The organism is Stenotrophomonas bentonitica (assembly GCF_013185915.1).
Classification (GTDB): Bacteria; Pseudomonadota; Gammaproteobacteria; order Xanthomonadales; family Xanthomonadaceae; genus Stenotrophomonas; species Stenotrophomonas bentonitica.
Genome location: NZ_JAAZUH010000004.1, coordinates 365,669 through 384,858 on the forward strand (window position 1 = coordinate 365,669; position 19,190 = coordinate 384,858).

Annotated in this window: 18 protein-coding genes and 1 riboswitch; of the genes, 15 read left to right on the forward strand and 3 right to left on the reverse strand. The window is 67.4% G+C overall.

The features are described 5' to 3' along the window. The first annotated feature begins 120 nt into the window (after nucleotides 1-120). From HGB51_RS19410 to HGB51_RS19420, 3 genes are all read left to right on the forward strand, one after another. Nucleotides 121-1,227, forward strand: coding sequence for an NADH:flavin oxidoreductase/NADH oxidase (locus HGB51_RS19410; RefSeq protein ID WP_070208159.1), 1,107 nt, complete (start codon nucleotides 121-123; stop codon nucleotides 1,225-1,227). A 110-nt stretch (nucleotides 1,228-1,337) separates the two neighbouring features. Continuing rightward, nucleotides 1,338-2,189: a formyltetrahydrofolate deformylase gene (gene purU / locus HGB51_RS19415; protein WP_070208160.1), complete on the forward strand. Its 852-nt coding sequence runs from the start codon at nucleotides 1,338-1,340 to the stop codon at nucleotides 2,187-2,189. 176 nt (nucleotides 2,190-2,365) lie between these two features. Beyond that, complete coding sequence (locus tag HGB51_RS19420; protein ID WP_070208161.1) at nucleotides 2,366-3,004, forward strand: LysE family translocator; 639 nt, start codon at nucleotides 2,366-2,368, stop codon at nucleotides 3,002-3,004. Between the two features lie 229 nt (nucleotides 3,005-3,233). Here the strand turns inward: HGB51_RS19420 and HGB51_RS19425 are convergent, their stop codons facing one another. The 3 genes from HGB51_RS19425 to metE form a co-directional block, all read right to left on the reverse strand. After that, nucleotides 3,234-3,557, reverse strand: a complete 324-nt coding sequence (locus tag HGB51_RS19425; protein WP_070208162.1) for a hypothetical protein — start codon at nucleotides 3,555-3,557, stop codon at nucleotides 3,234-3,236. Nucleotides 3,558-4,079: 522 nt separating this feature from the next. Then, a complete protein-coding gene (locus HGB51_RS19430; RefSeq protein WP_070208163.1) occupies nucleotides 4,080-4,706 on the reverse strand; it encodes a nicotinamidase in 627 nt (208 codons plus the stop codon). An 86-nt stretch (nucleotides 4,707-4,792) separates the two neighbouring features. Next, the gene (metE, locus tag HGB51_RS19435; protein WP_070208164.1) at nucleotides 4,793-7,090 is read right to left on the reverse strand and encodes a 5-methyltetrahydropteroyltriglutamate--homocysteine S-methyltransferase; all 2,298 of its coding nucleotides are present in this window, start codon (nucleotides 7,088-7,090) and stop codon (nucleotides 4,793-4,795) included. 211 nt (nucleotides 7,091-7,301) lie between these two features. Next, nucleotides 7,302-7,535: riboswitch (cobalamin riboswitch) on the reverse strand. A 99-nt stretch (nucleotides 7,536-7,634) separates the two neighbouring features. On the opposite strand from metE, the gene HGB51_RS19440 reads away from it, so the two are divergent. The 12 genes from HGB51_RS19440 (at nucleotide 7,635) to HGB51_RS19495 (ending at nucleotide 19,105) form a co-directional block, all read left to right on the forward strand. After that, on the forward strand, nucleotides 7,635-8,414 hold the full coding sequence (locus HGB51_RS19440) for a hypothetical protein (protein WP_070208165.1): 780 nt from the start codon (nucleotides 7,635-7,637) through the stop codon (nucleotides 8,412-8,414). Between the two features lie 70 nt (nucleotides 8,415-8,484). Beyond that, nucleotides 8,485-9,054 carry a sigma-70 family RNA polymerase sigma factor gene (locus HGB51_RS19445; RefSeq protein WP_070208166.1) on the forward strand — a complete coding sequence of 190 codons (570 nt, stop codon included), beginning with the start codon at nucleotides 8,485-8,487 and terminating at the stop codon, nucleotides 9,052-9,054. Then, nucleotides 9,051-9,824, forward strand: coding sequence for an anti-sigma factor (locus tag HGB51_RS19450; protein WP_070208167.1), 774 nt, complete (start codon nucleotides 9,051-9,053; stop codon nucleotides 9,822-9,824). The genes HGB51_RS19445 and HGB51_RS19450 overlap by 4 nt, the downstream gene beginning before the upstream one ends. A 93-nt stretch (nucleotides 9,825-9,917) precedes the next feature. Next, nucleotides 9,918-10,877, forward strand: coding sequence for an acyl-CoA desaturase (locus tag HGB51_RS19455; protein ID WP_070208176.1), 960 nt, complete (start codon nucleotides 9,918-9,920; stop codon nucleotides 10,875-10,877). A gap of 1 nt (nucleotide 10,878) precedes the next feature. Continuing rightward, nucleotides 10,879-12,159 (forward strand): NAD(P)/FAD-dependent oxidoreductase, encoded by a 1,281-nt coding sequence (locus tag HGB51_RS19460; RefSeq protein WP_070208168.1) that lies wholly within the window; start codon nucleotides 10,879-10,881, stop codon nucleotides 12,157-12,159. Continuing rightward, nucleotides 12,156-12,923 (forward strand): DUF1365 domain-containing protein, encoded by a 768-nt coding sequence (locus tag HGB51_RS19465; RefSeq protein ID WP_070208169.1) that lies wholly within the window; start codon nucleotides 12,156-12,158, stop codon nucleotides 12,921-12,923. Before HGB51_RS19460 ends, HGB51_RS19465 begins: the two co-directional genes overlap by 4 nt. After that, entirely contained in the window at nucleotides 12,920-14,182 is a 1,263-nt protein-coding gene (locus HGB51_RS19470; protein WP_070208170.1) for an SAM-dependent methyltransferase, read from the forward strand. Before HGB51_RS19465 ends, HGB51_RS19470 begins: the two co-directional genes overlap by 4 nt. Nucleotide 14,183: 1 nt before the next feature. Further along, nucleotides 14,184-14,738, forward strand: coding sequence for a DUF2878 domain-containing protein (locus tag HGB51_RS19475; RefSeq protein ID WP_070208171.1), 555 nt, complete (start codon nucleotides 14,184-14,186; stop codon nucleotides 14,736-14,738). Then, nucleotides 14,735-15,508, forward strand: a complete 774-nt coding sequence (locus HGB51_RS19480; RefSeq protein ID WP_070208172.1) for a DUF1295 domain-containing protein — start codon at nucleotides 14,735-14,737, stop codon at nucleotides 15,506-15,508. Before HGB51_RS19475 ends, HGB51_RS19480 begins: the two co-directional genes overlap by 4 nt. Next, nucleotides 15,505-16,578: a class I SAM-dependent methyltransferase gene (locus HGB51_RS19485; protein ID WP_171966936.1), complete on the forward strand. Its 1,074-nt coding sequence runs from the start codon at nucleotides 15,505-15,507 to the stop codon at nucleotides 16,576-16,578. Before HGB51_RS19480 ends, HGB51_RS19485 begins: the two co-directional genes overlap by 4 nt. A gap of 19 nt (nucleotides 16,579-16,597) precedes the next feature. Then, the gene (locus HGB51_RS19490; protein ID WP_070208452.1) at nucleotides 16,598-17,146 is read left to right on the forward strand and encodes a lipocalin family protein; all 549 of its coding nucleotides are present in this window, start codon (nucleotides 16,598-16,600) and stop codon (nucleotides 17,144-17,146) included. A 75-nt stretch (nucleotides 17,147-17,221) separates the two neighbouring features. Further along, the gene (locus HGB51_RS19495) at nucleotides 17,222-19,105 is read left to right on the forward strand and encodes a patatin-like phospholipase family protein (protein WP_305144004.1); all 1,884 of its coding nucleotides are present in this window, start codon (nucleotides 17,222-17,224) and stop codon (nucleotides 19,103-19,105) included. Nucleotides 19,106-19,190 lie beyond the last annotated feature (85 nt).

Sequence of the window (19,190 nt, forward strand, 5' to 3'; positions counted from 1 at the left end):
CCTCCCCGCTAGAGCGTGGCCCTGCCGCGCTTCCCTCACCGTTCCACACAAACGGTTGCCCGCACCCCCACTTCGCGGTGCAATACCCACCTGTTCTGATCTCCCCCAAGACGCCCGCCCGTGAGCCAGCTCTTCTCCCCCGTGTCCTTCGGACCGCTCCAACTGTCCAACCGCATCGTCATCGCCCCGATGTGCCAGTACTCCAGCACCGACGGCCTGGCCAACGACTGGCACCGCCAGCACCTCGGCCAGCTCGCCCAGTCCGGCGCCGGCCTGCTGATCCTCGAAGCTACCGCCGTCCTCCCCGAAGGCCGCATCAGCTGGGCCGACCTCGGCCTGTGGGATGACGCCACCGAAGCCGCCCTCACCTCGGTGATCGCCTCGGTCAAGCAGTGGTCCCCGATGCCGCTGGGCGTGCAGCTTGCCCATGCCGGTCGCAAAGCCTCCTCGGCACGTCCGTGGGACGGCGGCGGCCAGATCCCGGCCTCCGACCCGCACGGCTGGACCCCGCTCGCCCCCTCGGCAGTGCCGTTCAACAAGACCGACACCGTCCCCACCGAACTGGACGCCGCCGGCATCGACGTCGTGGTCGAAGCCTTCGTCACCGCCGCCCGCCGCGCCGAACGCGCCGGCCTGGACCTGATCGAACTGCACGGCGCCCACGGCTACCTGCTGCACCAGTTCCTCTCGCCGCTCAGCAACCATCGGCAGGACGAATACGGTGGCTCACTGGAAAACCGCATGCGCCTGCTCGTGCGCGTGTTCGACGCCGTGCGCGAAGCCGTCTCCGACCGCGTCAGCGTTGGCGTGCGCATCTCCGCCACCGACTGGGTCGCCGGCGGTTGGGACATCGAACAGAGCAGCACGCTCGCCCAGATCCTGGACATGCGCGGCTGCCAGTTCCTGCACGTGTCCAGCGGCGGCCTCGACCCGCGCCAGCAGATCACCCTCGAACCGGGCTACCAGGTGCAGTTCGCCGCCGCGCTCAAGGCCAAGGTCCGCATGCCGGTGATCGCCGTGGGCCTGATCACCGACCCGGCCCAGGCCGAATCGATCCTGCGCCACAACCACGCCGACGCCATCGCGCTGGCCCGCGGCATCCTCTACGAACCGCGTTGGCCGTGGCACGCCGCCGCCGCCTTGGGCGACTCGGTCACCCCGGCCCCGCAGTACCTGCGCTGCGAACCGCGTGAAGCACGCGGCGTGTTCAACGCGCCAGGCGCGTAACACGTACCGGTAACGCCCCACCGTTGGTGGGGCGTGCCCGGGCGCACGCAGGAAGGTTTCAACTGACAGCAACGCTGCCTCTCGCGATTCGGGTCCACTAAACTCGACCCATGCGCCCCGATTCCATCCTCACCCTCTCATGCCCGGACCGTACCGGGATCGTCTACCGCGTTTCCGGCCTGCTGTTCGAGCAGGGCTGCAACATCCTCGATGCGCAGCAGTTCGGTGACGACGAGAGCGGTCGATTCTTCCTACGTGTGCATTTCGACCGCGACCCGGGCCAGCCCATCGAAACCATCCAGAACCGGATGGCCGGCCTGGCAACCGACTTCCACATGGACTGGCAACTGCACGACGCCCGCCGCCGCGCGCGCCTGCTGGTGCTGGTGAGCAAGCAGGGGCACTGCCTCAACGACCTGCTGTTCCGCGCGCACAGCCGCCAGCTGCAGGTAGACATCGCCGCCGTTGCCTCCAACCATGAAGACTTCGGCGCACTGGCAGGTTCCTACGGCATCCCGTTCCATCATCTGCCGGTCAATGCGGACAACCGCGCCGTGCAGGAACAGCAGATCATTGATCTGGTCGAACGCGAGCAGATCGACCTGGTGGTGCTGGCCCGTTACATGCAGATCCTGTCCCCGCGCCTGTGCCAGGCACTGGCCGGCCGCGCGATCAACATCCACCACAGTTTCCTACCCAGCTTCAAAGGTGCCCAGCCGTACCACCAGGCGCACGCACGCGGGGTCAAGATCATCGGCGCCACGGCACATTACGTCACCTCCGACCTCGACGAAGGCCCGATCATCGAACAGGACGTCGCGCGCGTCGATCACGCCATGACCCCACGCGATCTCGTGCGCCTGGGCAGCGACACTGAATCGCAGGTGCTCGCGCGTGCCGTACGCAGGCACGTAGAGCACCGCATCATCCTCAACGGCCATCGCACCGTCGTATTCCGCTAAACGGCCGCAACCGACACGCGTCACGGGACGGATATCCGGTAGCGCCGGCCGTTGGCCGGCCCTCCCGATGCCCGAACGACACGCACCAACAAAATTCACCGAAAATCCCCGGTAGTGCCGGCCGCCGGCCGGCTCCCCAGCAACAACACGCCCACCCGGACCAAACGGACCACCTCGTGCTCGCACCCTACTGGGCAGAATTCCTAAGCCTCGCCGTCATCCACTTCCTCGCCGTCGTAGCCCCAGGCCCGGACTTCGCCGTAGCCGTCCGCCAGAGCGTCCGCTTCGGCCGCAAGGCCGGCATCTACACCTCCCTCGGCATCGGCGCCGGCATCTCGGTCCACGTGATCTACACTCTGATCGGCGTGGGCGCGCTCCTGCATACAACCCCGTGGCTGATGACCGCAGCCAAATGGCTCGGCGCCGCGTACATCTTCTACCTGGGCGTGAAGTTCCTCGCCAGCAAACCGGGCGGCACGGGTGGTGTAGTCGCCGACGGAAAACCCGAGGCAGCGCAGCAAAGCCCAAGGCAGGCATTCGTCATCGGCTTCATGACCAATGCGACAAACCCCAAGGCAACCCTGTTCTTCCTCGCGGTGTTCACCACGATCGTCAGTGCGCAGACCCCGTTGCCCATCCAGCTGCTCTACGGCGCATGGATGTGCATGGTCAACGCCGCCTGGTTCGTGCTGGTCAGCGTCGCCTTCTCAACCGCAGCCGTGCGGCAGAAGTTCCTGAGCACCAGCCACTGGTTCGAACGCGTAATGGGCGTGCTGCTGATCGGGTTCGCGCTGCGGTTGGTGTTCATGGCGTAGAAGCGGCTACCGTGCCCCGTGCTACGATTGCCGCATCTGGATATGTACGGAGCGTTGGGCGAAAGCCCGAGGTGTTCAGATGCCGCCATTGGTTACAGGCCTTTGCCGTTTGATGGGAGTGATCCCTAAGGGCATCCGCGAAACCCCCGCAAGGGGGTTTGTTTTTTGGGGCCGAAAGCGGCCGGGCAGAGCCCGGCGCTACCTGGGGCCAGCCGGGCAGGGCCCGGCTCTACCGTTCCTCATCCGCTTTGCGTGAGCGCTTCTTCTTTGGTTCGTGCTTGCGATAGCGGTAGGGGAGGGGGACTGGGGTTTCATCCAGTACCAGCGTCACTCGCCCGGGTGAGGTCTCCACCCATACACGGTGACCCACCTTCAGCCCCAGTCGTTCAAGCCAGACCCCGCACAGCTGCAGGCGGGGAATGAAGAGCCCCGGTGGCAGGATGTTGCCGGCCGGGTGTTGCAGGGCGGAAATGCGGATGCTCTTGGGCTGGTGCCAGCCGATGCCGACCTGCTGGTTGGGGTCGGTAGACGAATCGATCTTCGAACTGTTCATGCGAGTACTCCCTTGGAAGTACTCCCTCGTCGGCGACGAGGGAGTCGGGAGGTTGATATCCGTTCGACCAACGGTGTGACTTATTTCCCCACGGGGTGTTGTATTCGCCACCCACCCGACGCAGAACTGCATACTTTCATTAGTCGAACGAGGGGATATCAAACCCCGAGCCCACACGATGCACAGCTGCTCAATGACAGAGAAGTTGGCATTTCCTAAGGATAGCGGTGTATCGATACGCCGCGTCTATGGTGCGTCGCAAGTGGGCCGGACTCAGGCTGGAGCGGCGTTCTTAGTGATACAGACGTCGCAGAATCAACGGTTCGACGCCCGTTGGAATGTCGAAGAATTTTGATGTGCGCTCGTCTAGCGCTGTCGTTAACGGCCGTTCGTGCGCTGGCTTCCGGTTGGGTCCGCGATGACACGCGTGGCGTGTCACTACGCGGAACCGGCGGATTGCGTGCACAGCTGCGTAGCGACACGCCATGCGTGTCCCACGCGCCGCCGGATCACACGCGCCCCTCAGACGATGGCGATCTTCGCCTTGGCCAGCGCCTCACGCACCATCGCATCATTGGCCTCGGTCACCGGCCGCGTCAGGTCCCAAAGGAACTTCACCCGGAACCCGAACTTCACCGCGTCCTGCGCACTCCACAGCACGCAATAGTCGCGCGCCAACCCGCACACATGCACCTCGCGGATACCACGCTCATGCAGCCACCCGGCCAAACCGGTGGGCGGGCGGTTCCCATCCGGCCCATGGTTCTCGCGGAAGGCGCTGTACGAGTCCACCTCGCGCCGTGTGCCCTTGCGCAGGATCAGGTCGGCCGGCGTCCAGTCCACCCCTGGATGCAACACCGCGCCTGGCGTGTCCTGTACGCAGTGGTCCGGCCACAGCGTCTGCGGCTGCGCGTGCAGCAGGATGGTCTCGAACGGCAGCTGGCCCGGTTGCTGGCTGGCATACGAGGCGTGATCCGCCGGGTGCCAGTCCTGCGTGGCCACCACCGTGCGATACCGGCGCTGGGCCAGCAACTCCGCAATGCCCGGCACGATGCCATCGCCGTCCACGCAGGGCAGCGCGCCGCCAGGCATGAAGTCCGGCTGCAGATCGATCACGACCAGGGCAACGTCAGCGGGGAAGTGCGTCATGGCATGCGTCATTCGGGTGGGGTGCCCCAGTCTAGCGGACACCCCGCCGCCATAAAGACGGCGGGGCTCGATCAACGCAACCGCACTCAGGCGGCGTTGGCGTCCGCCGTCTCATCGCGCAACTGCCGTGCCGCAGCCACCAGCGCTTCCAGCGCCGCCCGGGTCTCCGGCCAGCCACGGGTTTTCAAGCCGCAATCCGGGTTCACCCAGATCTGCTCCGGCCGCAGCACCTCGGCGGCCTTGCGCAGCAGCGACAGCATCTCTTCCTTGTCCGGTACGCGCGGAGAATGGATGTCGTACACACCCGGCCCGATCTCGTTCGGGTACTGGAACTTCACGAACGCATCCAGCAGCTCCATCCGCGAGCGCGAGGTTTCAATCGAGATCACGTCGGCGTCCATCGCCGCCACCGAGTGGATGATGTCGTTGAACTCGGAGTAGCACATGTGGGTGTGGATCTGGGTGGCGTCCCGCACGCCGCTGGCGCTGATCCGGAACGCTTCCACCGCCCAGTCCAGGTACTCGCGCCATTGCGCACGGCGCAGCGGCAGGCCTTCGCGGATCGCCGGTTCGTCGATCTGGATCACGCCGATGCCAGCCGCTTCCAGGTCCAGCACCTCATCTCGAAGTGCCAGTGCGATCTGCCGGCAGGTATCGGCACGTGCCTGGTCGTCGCGCACGAACGACCACTGCAGCACCGTCACCGGCCCGGTCAGCATGCCCTTCATCGGCCGGTCGGTCAGCGATTGCGCGTACTGCGACCAGCGCACCGTCATCGGCTGCGGGCGGCTCACATCGCCGTAAATCACCGGTGGCTTCACGCAGCGCGAGCCATAGCTCTGCACCCAACCGTTCTTGGTGAAAGCGAAGCCTTCCAGCTGCTCGCCGAAGTACTCCACCATGTCGTTGCGCTCGAACTCGCCATGCACCAGCACGTCCAGCCCGATCTGTTCCTGGATGCGCACGCAGTGTTCGGTCTGGCTGGCGAGGAAGGCGTCGTAGTCTGCGTCGGAAAGCGTGCCGGACTTGTTGCGGGCGCGCGCCTCGCGCACTTCCAGCGTCTGCGGGAACGAGCCAATGGTGGTGGTGGGGTAGCGCGGCAGCTTCAGTGCGGCCGCCTGCGCCAGGTGGCGCTGCGGGTAACGGCTATGGCGCTGCGCATCTGCTGCGGTCAGTGCGGAAAGACGCGCGGCCACCGCAGGGTTGTGCACGCGCGGCGAGCGGCGGCGCGATTCAATGCGCTCGCGCGAAGATGCCAGTGCCGCTTCGGCGCGTGCCGGCGCGTCGATGGCGTCGGCCAGTACGCGCAGTTCGCCCAGCTTCTGCTTCGAGAACGCCAGCCAGCCACGCAGTTCGTCGTCCAGCTTCTTCTCGTGGTCCAGGTCGACGGGGGTGTGCAGCAGCGAACACGAAGGCGCCAGCCACAGGCAGTCGCTGCCCAGCTGCCCATGCGTGTAGCGCGCCAGCACCAGCGCATTGTCCAGATGGGTGCGCCAGATGTTGCGGCCGTTGACCAGACCTGCCGAGAGCACGCGGCCAGCGGGCAGTGCCTTGATGACCGCATCCAGCTGTTCCGGTGCACGCACCAGATCCACGTGCAGGCCATCCACCGGCAGCGAGGCGGCCAGTTCCAGGTTGTCGTCCAGCGCGCCGAAGTAGGTGGCCACCAGCACCTTGGGGCGTGCAGCTTTGGCCAGCACTGCATACGCGCGGGTGATCGCGGCGCGGGCTTCCGGGCTGAGGTCCTGCACCAGCGCCGGCTCATCCAGCTGCACCCACTGCGCGCCGGCCGCCTGCAGCTGGCCCAGCAGCTCCACGTACACCGGCAGCAGCGCATCCAGCAGGTCCAGCGCCGGGCTGCCATCCACGGTCTTGGACAGCAGCAGGAAGGTCACCGGGCCAATCAGCACCGGGCGGGTTTCAATGCCCAGCGCCTTGGCTTGGCGGTACTCGGCCAGCGGCTTGTCGCCGCGCAGGGCGAAGCCTTGGCCGGCCTGCAGTTCGGGCACCAGGTAGTGGTAGTTGGTATCGAACCACTTGGTCATTTCCAGCGCATGCAGATCCACGCCATCGCGCTGCAGGCCGCGCGCCATCGCGAAGTAGCCGGTAAGCGGATCGGCGTCGGCCAGTGCGCGGTAGCGGGCCGGAATGGCGTCGAACAGGAAGGCGGCATCCAGCACCTGGTCGTACAGGCTGAAGTCGTTGCTGGGCGGAACGTCCACCCCGGCATCGCGCTGCAGCTGCCAGTGCGTGGCACGCAGTCCGGCGGCGGTGTCCAACAGAGAAGCGGCGCTGCTGTGGCCCGACCAGAACGCTTCCAGTGCGCGCTTGAGCTCGCGTTTGGCGCCGATGCGGGGGAAGCCCAGATTGGTAACAGTGGTCATGAAACGTATCCTCATTGCGTAGGCATTGAGGAACGAAGGAACTGCGCGGCCCGCACGCCATTGCTGCCGTGCCCGCCCCGCCAGCGACCTTCGCCCCCGCGGGCGAACCGGATGCCACGAAGCGGACGCACGGGGGCAGCGCCCTGCACTGTGCAAGGCGTCAGGCCCCGGCAACCTCCCCGCGGACGTTCCAGGTCGAATCAGAGGACGGTCGTGTCCTCCGGCCGGGGCCGGTATTCGGGCTGATGGACACGGGCGCGAACGCCCACCTACTCCCTGCCGCTTCCCAGGCTGCAAAGCCCAGTGCTGTTGGCAGGTGTCGTTTCCATTCACCGCTGCGGGGCAGCTCCGGAATGGGTGCACAAGGCACCGGCACCGGATTCCCGTTTAAACCCATCCCTTCATCGGCATGAAGAGATGGATACCTTCGGCGAGCACAAGGTAGGCCGATTGGGGGATGGGGTCAAGGGGAGGAGACTTATGCCACTGCATCCGCCGCGCCGCTTCCCCCGTATCTCTCCACGACCTCCCTCTGGAAACGGGCATGCGCCGCTCATTCACATTTCCTGCCGAGCTGCTTCTGCTGCTGTGTCCGCTGTTGGCCGGTGCCGAAACCGTCCAGCGCCAGGAAGGGCGCGCGTTCTCTGCCGAGGGGAACACGCTGCTCTACCGCGAAACCCATTGGCTGCAGGGCCCGCCCAACGCGCAGTCGCGGCTGGTGCTGTACCGCTGCGCTGATGGGCGGCCGTTCGCGCGCAAATGGATGACCCCGCAGGGCAGCGCGCAGACGCCGGACTTCAGCCTGGAAGATGGCCGTGACGGCTATCAGGAAGGCGTGCGCGGAAGTGGCGCGTCACGCACGGTGTACCTGCGTAGCTCCGCTGCAGCCGCGCCAGTCAGCCGCACGCTCACAGTCCCACCCGATGCCGTGGTCGACGCCGGTTTCGACGCAGCCGTGCGCGGCCACTGGGCCACCCTGCGCGACGGCAAGCCGGTGGCGTTCCAGTTCGTGTTGCCCAGCCGCCAACGCCTGGTGCCGCTGAAGCTGCAGCGCACCGGTGCAACCACCTGGCAGGGCCAGCCTGCCCAGCAGCTACAGATGAAGCTGGACGCCTGGTTCGGCTTCGCAGTGCCAGCAGTGACTCTGGTCTACGCCAACGCCGACCAGCGCCTGCTGCAGTTCACCGGTACCGGCAACGTGCGTGACGCCAAGGGCCGCTACCCGCAGGTGCGCGTGGAGTTCCCCAGTGCGCCTGCCGCCGCCACTGCGGCTGAGCTTGCCACGGCGAGGGGGCAGGATCTGGTGAAGACATGCGACAGCTGAATACCCCCTTGCAGCCAGTCAAAAGAGCAACGACCATGCAGGCACGCGCCTTGCCGACACCGAGTTCTCGATGCCTGAGTTGGATGCTTCCGATACCGCCGCAGCAGCACGCCTCAACGGGCTGCTGGTCCAGGTGGCCAGTGGTGATCGCCAGGCCTTCGAGCAGGTCTACCAGCTCGCCTCCGGGCGCCTGTTCGCGATCTGCCTGCAGCTGCTGCGCGACCGCAACGACGCCGAAGACGTGCTGCAGGAGGTCTTCACCTCGGTCTGGAACAAGGCCGGGCAGTTCGATCCTGCCAAGGCCTCGGCCATGACCTGGCTCTCCATGACCGCCCGCCACCGCGCGATCGACCGCCTGCGCGCCGCGCCGCCGCGCGCGATGGACGACCTCTCGGTGATCGAGGACCTGCCCGACGGCGATGCACAGCCACCGCAGGCGGCCGAGCAGTCTTCGGACCGCGCGCGCCTGGCGCAGTGCCTGGAAACCCTTGAGAGCAAGCGCCGCGCGCTGATCCGCGCCGCGTTCCTGGACGGCTCCAGCTATGAAGAGCTGGCCCGCCGCATCGGTTCGCCGCTGGGCTCGGTGAAGAGCTGGATCCGGCGCGGCCTTGGCCAACTGCGGGTGTGCCTGGAACGATGAACATCCGCGACCTTCACGACGAATACGACGACGAACAGCCGCCCAGCGCAGACATCCTGGCCGGCGAGTACGTGCTGGGCGTGCACGACGCCGCCGAGCGCCGCCAGCTGGAACAGCGCATCGCCCAGGACCCGGGCTTTGCCCGCCTGGTCGAACAGTGGCAGAACCGGCTGGCGCCACTGCTGGACTCGTTCGGCAGCGAAGCAGTGCCGGCGCATGTATGGCCGCGCATCCGCGCCGCACTGGGCTGGCCGGCAGCGGTTGTGGCACCGAAACTCTGGCAGCGCACCGGCTTCTGGCAGGGCATGACCGCCCTGGCCGCGGCCCTGGCGCTGGTGGCGGTGTTCAACCGCCAGCCGCTGCAGGAACCCGCACCGGTTACCCCGGTCGCCGTCACCCCGGCACCGACTCCGGCCGAGCCGGAGCAGGCGACCAAGCCGGTCACCCCGCTGCTGCACGACGACGGCACGCCCGGCTGGCTGGCCTCGGTCGACAAGGCCCAGGGCAAGGTGTTGATGGTGCCGGTACCGGCCGCAGCCGATGCGGCAGGGCGCGCGCCGGAGCTGTGGCTGATCCCGGCCGGCGGTACGCCGCGCTCGCTGGGTCTGGTCTCGATCAACCGCGCCCATACCGTGGCGGTGCCCGAGGCGCTGCGTGATGTGCTGGTGAACGGCTCGATGCTGGCGATTACCCTGGAACCGGCAGGCGGTGCGCCGCAGGGCATTCCGACCGGTCCGATCATCGCCAAGGGCGACATCGCCAACCTGTAAGGCACACCCCTTCCGGAATTAATTTCGGAAGGGGTGCATCCAAACGCGGGTGGCCTGCGTATCTCCTGATGAACCAGTCAGGAGATGCGCGACATGCAGTCCCGTTCCACCCCCGAGCCCCCCGCCTGCGCGCCGCGCGGCCGCTGGGCCACCGTGCTGCGCTGGTTCGACACCGGTGCGAACGCGCCCGTGGCCGGCGCGGAAGGCAACCGCGTGGACTGGCTGCGGGCGATCCCGTTCGTGGCCATGCACCTGGCCTGCCTGGCGGTGATCTGGGTGGGCGTGTCCTGGGTGGCGGTGGGCGTGGCGCTGGCGCTGTATGCCGTGCGCATGTTCGCCATCACCGCGTTCTACCACCGCTACTTCGCACACCGCACCTTCCGCACCTCGCGCGTGGTGCAGTTCGTGTTCGCGGTGATCGGCGCCTCCAGCGTGCAGCGCGGTCCGCTGTGGTGGGCCGCGCATCACCGCAACCACCACCGCCACACCGAAACCGCGGCCGACCCGCATTCGCCCACCGTGCACGGCTTCTGGTGGAGCCACATGGGCTGGTTCCTCACCGCCGAAGGCTTCCGCACCGACTGGGCGCGCATACCCGACCTGGTGCGCTACCCGGAACTGCGCTGGCTGGACCGCTTCGACACGCTGGTGCCGGTGGCGCTGGCCGCCGCCCTGTTCGGGCTGGGCGCGCTGCTGGAGCGGGTGGCACCGGGGCTGGGCACCAGCGGCGGGCAGATGCTGGTCTGGGGCTTCTTCATCTCCACCGTGGTGCTGTTCCACGCCACCGTGACCATCAACTCGCTCGCCCACCGCTTCGGACGGCGCCGCTTCGCCACCGGTGACGACAGCCGCAACAACCTGTGGCTGGCGCTGCTCACCTTCGGCGAAGGCTGGCACAACAACCATCATTTCTTCCCGGGGACTGCGCGCCAGGGCTTCTACTGGTGGGAAGTGGACATCACCTGGTACGGGCTGCGCGCGATGGCCGCGCTGCGCCTGGTACGCGACCTCAAACCCGTGCCGGCCTGGGTGCTGGCCAAGGCGGAGCACTGACATGCGTATCGCCGTGATCGGATCGGGTATCGCCGGCTTGGCCAGCGCATGGTGGTTGAGCCAGCGCCACGAAGTGACTTTGTTTGAAGCCAACGACTACCTCGGCGGGCACACCCACACCCACCTGGTGCAGGTGGATGGCCGGCTGCAGTCGGTGGACACCGGCTTCATCGTGTTCAACCCGCAGAACTACCCGCTGTTGACCGCGCTGTTCAATGACCTGGGCGTGGCGTTCCAGCCCACCACCATGAGCTTCTCGGTACACAGCGAACGCAGCGGTGTGGAGTACAACGCCACCTCGCTGGACACCCTTTTCTGCCAGCGCCGCAACCTGGCTTCGCCGCGTTTCTGGGGCATGCTGCGCGACCTGCGCCGCTTCTATCGCGAGGCACCGAAGCTGCTGCGCAGTGGCGACGAAGGGCCTTCGCTGGGTGAGTTCCTGGATGCGGGCCGCTACGGCGGTGCTTTCATCCAGGAGCACCTGCTGCCGATGGCCTCGGCCCTGTGGTCGGCGCCCATCGCCAGCCTGGCGCACTTCCCGGCGCGCTACCTGGTGCAGTTCATGGCCAACCACCAGATGCTGCAGATCAGCGGGCGGCCGGAATGGCGCGTGGTCACCGGCGGTTCGGCACGCTACGTGGACGCGATGCGCCGGCGCTGGCGGGTACGTGAACGGCTGGAGTCGCGCGTGCTGGGTGTGGAGCGCCATGAACACGGCGTGCGCGTGCTCACCGCTGAGGGGCTGGAAGGCTTCGACCAGATGGTGCTCGCCTGCCACAGCGACCAGGCGCTGGCGCTGCTCTCCGACGCCGACCCGACCGAGCGCAGCGTGCTGGGCGCGATCAGCTACCAGCCCAACGAAGTGGTACTGCACACCGACGCCCGCCTGCTGCCGCGCAACCGCAAGGCGTGGGCCGCGTGGAATGCGCATGTGCCGCGCGATGCGATGGCGCCGTGCTCGGTCAGCTACTACATGAACGACCTGCAGGGCATCGACACCCCTTCGCCGCTGGTGGTCACGCTCAACCGTACCGGGGCGATCGCGCCGGACAAGATCCTGCGCACCATGCACTACTCCCACCCGGTGCACGACCACGAGATGGTCCGTGCGCAGGCGCGCTGGTCTGAAGTGCAGGGCCGCCGTCGTACCTGGTTCGCCGGTGCGTACTGGGGCTGGGGCTTCCACGAAGACGGCATCCGCAGCGCACGCCGGGTGGTGGATGCGCTGCAGTCGCTGGATGCCGAAACCTACTGGCCACTCTCGAAGGGCGTGCCGGCATGACCGCCAGCGCCATCTACCGTGGCCGCATGCAGCACCGTCGGCACCTCCCACAGGCGCACGCGTTCGGCTACCCGGTGGCGCACCTGCTGCTTGACCTCGATGAGATCGATGAGGTGTTCAAGCACCGCTGGTTCTGGTCGGTCGGTCGCCGCAACCTCGCCGAGTTCCGCCGCAGCGACTACCTGGGCGAACCGGACCAGCCGCTGGCCGACGCGGTACGTGCACGCATCACCGAAGCGCTGGGACGCGCGCCGGCCGGACCGATCCGGCTGCTGACCCACCTGCGTTACGGCGGGCACGTGTTCAATCCGGTCAGCTTCTACTACTGCTACGCCGCCGACGGCACCACGCTGGACTGCATCGTGGCTGAAATCACCAACACGCCGTGGAAGGAACGCCACGCCTACGTGCTGCCGGTGAGCGAGGCCGACGCGCACGGCCGCGCGCTGGGCTGGACCTTCGACAAGCGCTTCCATGTGTCGCCGTTCATGCAGATGGACTGCGAGTACCGCTGGCGCTTCACTGCCCCCGGCAACGACCTGCACGTGCACATGCAGGTGTGGCGCGACGGCCAGCGCCAGTTCGACGCCGACCTGGCCCTGCAGCGGCATCCGCTCGACGGCCGTGGCCTGGCCCGGGTGCTGCTGCGCTACCCGCTGATGACCGTGCAGGTGGTGGCCGCCATCCACTGGCAGGCGCTGCGCCTGTGGCTCAAACGCAATCCCGTGCACGACCACCCATCCATTGCTGGAAAGCATCCATGAACGACATGACCCGACCGCTGGCATTGCCCCAGCCGAGCGCGCTGGAAGCCTTCCTGCGCCGCCGCCTGCTCACGCAGCTGGCGCCGCTGCAGGGCGGACGGCTGCACCTGCGCGACGCGCTCGGCGATGTCAGCCTGGGCGATGCCGATGCCGATGCACCGCTGCAGGTCACCGTGTGGGTGGACAACCCGGCGTTCTACCGCGCGGTGGCCGCGCAGGGCAGCGTGGGCGCGGGTGAGGCCTACATCGCCGGCCACTGGCGCTGCGACAACCTGGTCGCTCTGGTGCAGCTGCTGGTGGGCAACCGCGCGCTGCTGGACGGCATGGAGCGGGGCCCGGCGCGGCTCGGCGGCTGGCTGCTGCAGGGCTGGAACCACCTGCGCCGCAACACGCGCGAAGGCAGCCGCCGCAACATCGCGGCGCATTACGACCTGGGCAACGCGTTCTTCTCGCTGTTCCTGTCCAGCGACCTGATGTATTCCTCGGCGCTGTATGCCGTGGCCGGTGACACGCTCGAAGCCGCCTCGCAGCGCAAGCTTGCGCGCATCTGCGAACAGCTGCAGCTGCAGCCCGGCGACCGCGTGATCGAGATCGGCACCGGCTGGGGCGGCTTCGCGCTGTACGCGGCGCGCCACCACGGCTGCCATGTCACCACCACCACCATCTCCAGGGAGCAGTACGCCCTGGCCACCGAGCGGGTGGCCAGGGCGGGGCTGCAGGACAAGGTGACTGTACTGCTGAACGACTACCGCGACCTGGACGGCCAATACGACAAGCTGGTTTCCATCGAGATGATCGAAGCGATCGGCGCGCAGTACCTCGATACCTACTTCGCCACGCTCGGGCGGCTGCTCAAGCCAGAGGGGCTGGCCCTGCTGCAGGCCATCACCATCGAAGACCATCGCTACCTGCAGGCGCTGGGCAGCGTGGACTACATCAAGCGCTTCGTGTTTCCGGGCAGCTTCATCCCCTCGCTCAGTGCCATGCTGGCTGCGAAGACCCGCAGCAGCGACCTGCAGCTGATCGGCCAGCACGACTTTGGCCAGTCCTACGCGCTCACCCTGCGTGCATGGCGTCGCCGCTTCCTGTCGCAGCTGCCGGCGGTGCGCGCGCAGGGCTTCGACGAGCGCTTCATCCGCCTGTGGGAGTTCTACCTGGCGTACTGCGAAGGCGGCTTCCTGGAACGCTCCATCGGCGTCTCGCAGCTGCTGTTCGCGCGCCCCGGCTATCGGCCGGCCGACATTCCCGGAACGCACTGACATGCGCCACTTCTGGGCCAACCTCATCGGCAACCAGCTGGTCTGGCTGTGCGCGGTGATCGGCGCCGGGCACGGGCTGCGTTGGCCGGCACTCCTGGCCGCCGGCGCTTACGTGGCCAGCCAGCTGGCGATGTCGGCGCGGCCCGGGGTTGATCTGAAGTTGCTGCTGGTGGCGGTGCTGTGCGGCCTGGTCGTTGACGGCATGGCGGGCGCCTCGGGGCGGGTGGTGTATGCCGCCGCATGGCCCAACGCCGCTGTGGCGCCGATATGGATCCTCGCACTGTGGGCGGCCTTCGCCATGACCCTTAACGTTTCGCTGCAGGTTCTGCAGCGACGCGTATGGCTGGCAGCCGTACTGGGGCTGCTGGCTCCACTGGCGTATCTGTCAGCGGCCCGCGGCTGGTCATCAGTGAGTTTCCCCACGCCGTCGTGGCACGGCGTAGTCCTGCTCGCGGCCGGATGGGCAGTGGCACTGCCGCTGCTCTCGGTCTGCGCGCGCCACTGGCAGCGCAACGCGTCACCTGTCACCGCGAACACCAACGGAGCGCATGCATGATCAATCTCCTATGGGTCTGGCTGTATGCCGCCGTCATCATGACGTGGGGCTGGTGGTGGCAGCGCCGCCACCAGAATATCGGCGTGGTCGACGTGCTCTGGGCCAAGGGCGTGGGTGCGTCTGCACTGCTGCTTGCCCTCCTGGGCGAAGGCGTAACGGCGCCACGCATCGCGTTGGCGGTGCTGGGCGGGCTGTGGGGATCGCGCTTGGCGCTGCACCTGTGGAAGCGCGTGCGCAGCGAAGACGAAGACGGCCGTTACCAGCACCTGCGCAAACACTGGCACGGGCACCAGGGAAAGATCTTCGGCTTCTTCCAGTTTCAGGCGCTGCTGATCGTACTGTTCGCGCTGCCGTTCGTGGCGGTGTCGCAGAGCGCGGAACTCCCTGTGGGTTGGATCATCGCCGCAGCGACGATGTGGCTGCTCAGCGTGGGCGGTGAATCGCTCGCCGACCGCCAGCTGGCGCGCTTCCGGGCCAACCCGGCCAACAAGGGCAAGACCTGCCGCGACGGGCTGTGGCGTTACTCCCGCCACCCCAACTACTTCTTCGAATGGCTGCACTGGTTCACCTATGTATTGCTGGCCGTGCACTCGCCGCTGTGGTGGCTGGCCTGGTCCGGGCCGCTGGTGATGTACATCTTCCTGCGCTGGGTAAGCGGCATTCCGTTCACCGAAGCGCAGGCGCTGCGCAGCCGTGGCGACGACTACCGCGCCTACCAGCGCAGCACCCCGATGCTGTTTCCGTGGTTTCCCAAGGAGTCCAAGCCGTGAATGTCGCCCGTGAATCGCTGCCCCTGCCGGACTACGCGCCCGGGCTCACCGGCCTGGCCGAACGTGGCCTGCTGCCCGACGCGCTGCTGCGGCTGGGCATCCGCCGCCAATGCGAAGCGCGCCTGCGCGAGGAAAGCGCCGGTGGCGTGGAAGCGCAGGCGAAACGCTTCTCCGAGCGGATCGTGGGCCTGTCGCGCAGCCCGGTGGCCCTGCACGTGGATGCCGCAAACCGCCAGCATTACGAAGTACCTGCCGCGTTCTTCCAGGACTGCCTGGGTGCGCGTTTGAAGTACAGCAGCTGCTATTACCCCACCGGCCGCGAGACACTCGACCAGGCCGAAGAAGCGATGCTCTCGCTGTACGGCGAACGCGCCCAGCTGGCCGACGACCAGGACATCCTGGAGCTGGGCTGCGGCTGGGGTTCGCTGACCTTGTGGATGGCCGAACGCCTGCCCGGTTCGCGCATCACCGCCGTGTCCAACTCCAACAGCCAGCGCGAATACATCATGGCCCAGTGCCGCGCGCGCGGACTGAAGAACGTGACCGTGCTGACCCGCGACGTGAACCAGTTGGTGCTGGACCCGGGCAGCTTCGACCGCGTTGTGTCGATCGAGATGTTCGAGCACATGCGCAACTACGCACGTCTCATGCAGCGCATCCAGCAGTGGCTGCGCCCGGAAGGCAAGCTGTTCGTGCACATCTTCGTGCACCGCACCCTGATGTACCCGTTCGAAACCGAAGGCGACGACAACTGGATGGGCCGCCACTTCTTCACCGGCGGCCTGATGCCTGCTGCGGACACCCTGCTGCACTTCCAGCAGCACCTGCGCCTGCAGCAGCGTTGGCTGGTCGATGGCACCCATTACGAGCGCACCGCCAACCACTGGCTGGAGCGACAGGACCAGAACCGCGACGCGGTGATGGCGGTGCTGCGCGCCGGTTACGGCGAGGCCGCCGCCGCGCTCTGGTTCCAGCGCTGGCGCATGTTCTGGATGGCCTGCGCCGAACTGTTCGGTTACCAGCAGGGCCAGCAATGGATGGTGGCCCACTACCTGTTCGATCGTTCCTGAGTCTTACGAGGAGAACGTCATGTCACTACGCTCCCTGTTTCCCCTGTTCGCCGCCGGCATGCTGCTCAGCGGCTGCGGTGGCAATACGCGCCCGATCCCCCCGGTGGCGCACGTGGACGTGCCGCGCTTCATGGGCGACTGGTACGTGATCGCGCACATTCCCAGCCGCCCCGAGCGCGAAGCGTTCGATGCGGTGGAGTCCTACGCGCTGCGCCCCGACGGCCGCATCCAGACCACTTTCAGCTTCCGCAAGGGCAGCTTCCAGGCGCCGGTGAAGCAGATGCACCCGATCGGCACCGTCAAGGAGGGCACCGGCGGCGCGGAGTGGGGCATGCAGTTCGTGTGGCCGATCAAGGCCGAATACGTGATCGTCTACCTGGACGACGACTACCAGCAGACGATCGTGGGACGCAGCAAGCGCGACTACATGTGGCTGATGTCGCGCTCCCCGCAGATGTCTGACGCGGACTACCAGAAGGCGATGACCCGTATTGCCGCGCTGGGCTACGACCTGTCTCAGGTGCGCCGGGTGCCGCAGTCAGCTGGCAGCGCCCCGCCAAAGCCGTAATTGCGGCGCCGTTCTCAGGCCTTGAGAGGGCGCTGGGGGATACTGGTCCCCTGGCGTGGGGCGGAGGACGGCGACGTGGCGGACAAGTACTGCGATCTGGTCATGAAGGGCGGTATCACCAGCGGCATCGTGTATCCCAATGCGGTGCTGTCGCTGGCACGCGAATACCGCTTCAAGAACATCGGCGGCACCTCGGCGGGCGCGATTGCCGCAGCGGTGGCGGCCGCGGCGGCACTGGGCGACCGGCGTTGCCGGGCCGGTGAAGCGCTCGGCCCGCAGGCCGGGTTTCCGGGTCTGGCCGATGTCTCCACGCAGCTGTCGCGGCGTGGCTTCATTTACAGCCTGTTCCAGCCCGCCTACGGGGCGCGTACCGCCTACCGGCTGCTGGTAATGCTGACCGGCAAGGCCGGGCTGCCCCGCAAGATCCTGTGCCTGCTGGCGGCGGTGTTCGCGATTGCGCCGCTGGAACTGCTGGCCGCCCTGGTGGGCCTGCTGGCCATCGGCTGGCTGGCGGCCGGCGTGGAGGGCATGTGGGCCACGCTGCTGCCGTCGCTGCTGTGCGCGTACGGCGCCGGCGTGCTGGCGTCGGCGCTGCGCATTGCGCGGGTGGCGCGGCGTAACCTGCTCGGGTTGTGTTCCGGGGCTACGCAGTCCGGTTCCGGGAGCCCTGCACTGACCGACTGGCTGCACACCCAGCTGCAGGCGCTCTCGGGCAAGCCGCTGGACCAGCCGCTGACCTTCGCCGACCTGCATGCCGCGCCGCGCTACCCGGGCGAGCCGGGTGGGGCGCATGCGATCAGCCTGCAGATGATCACCACCTGCGTGTCGCACACCGAACCGCGCACGCTGCCGTTCAGTGGCTCGCAGTTCTGGTTCTGCCGCGAGCAGTTCGAGCAGCTGTTCCCGGCCAGCGTGGTGGCGTGGCTGCTGGCCCGCGCCGGTGCGCCGCAGCGGGTGGAGGGCGTGGACTACTACCGCCTGCCGGAAGGCGAACAGCTGCCGGTACTGGTGGCCACGCGCATGAGCCTGAGCTTCCCGCTGCTGATCAGCGCGGTGCCGCTGCACGAACCGGCCCGGCGTGAGCGCCGCTGCGAACCGGTGGCCGACCCGGCGCCGCCACATGACAACCGCAACGTGGCCGACAGCATGGAAGGCCTCACCAGCGGCGGGCACGACTGCGGCCCGGTGATTACCGCGTTCCGCGTGTGCTGGTTCTCCGATGGTGGGATCAGCAGCAACTTCCCCATCCACCTGTTCGACGCCGCGCTGCCACGCTGGCCCACGTTCGGCATCAACCTGGTGTATCCGCATGCGGCCGAAGCGCTGCGCGCGGCGCCCGGTTCGCCCGACGCGATCAATGCAGCGGTGTTCCTGCCCACCGAGAACCGCCATGGCTGGCAGCGCAGCTACCAGTCCATCGCGCGGCCGCTGGCGGCAGCGGAGATGTCCGGCTTCCTGTTCTCCATCGTCTCCACCATGCAGAACTGGCGCGACGTGCTGCAGGCGAGGGCGCCGGGCTACCGTGACCGCATCGTGCATGTTTCGCTGCAGGGCGACGAGGGCGGCATGAACCTGGACATGCCGCAGGAGGTGCTGAGCCGGATTGCGGCGAAGGGGAGCGTAGCGGGCGAGCGGTTCTGCGATTTTTCCTTTGCGAACCATTACTGGATTCGCTGGCGAAATCTTGCTTCCGCTTACCAGCGCTACACGCTGGAGGTGGCGCGCACCGATGATCCCAACCAGCGCGTGCCGGCGTGGCAGGAGGCATATGAGTCGGTGGCGAGTGGTGTTCCCAACCCGCCGTCCTACCGGTTCGGTTCGGAGGAAAAGCGCCGCGCGTCGCAGCAGCTGTGGCGGTTGATGGTGGATCAAGGGCAGGCGTGGGAAGACCTGGGGCCGAACCTGACGGATGGGGCGCCGAGGCCGTTGCCGCAGATGAAGGTGACGCCCAGCTATTGACCGCAACGCGGTCAATAGCTGTAGTGCCGGCCGCCGGCCGGCTCCTCGCGATGCCAAACACCCCTTGGAGCCAGATCGGAAGAGC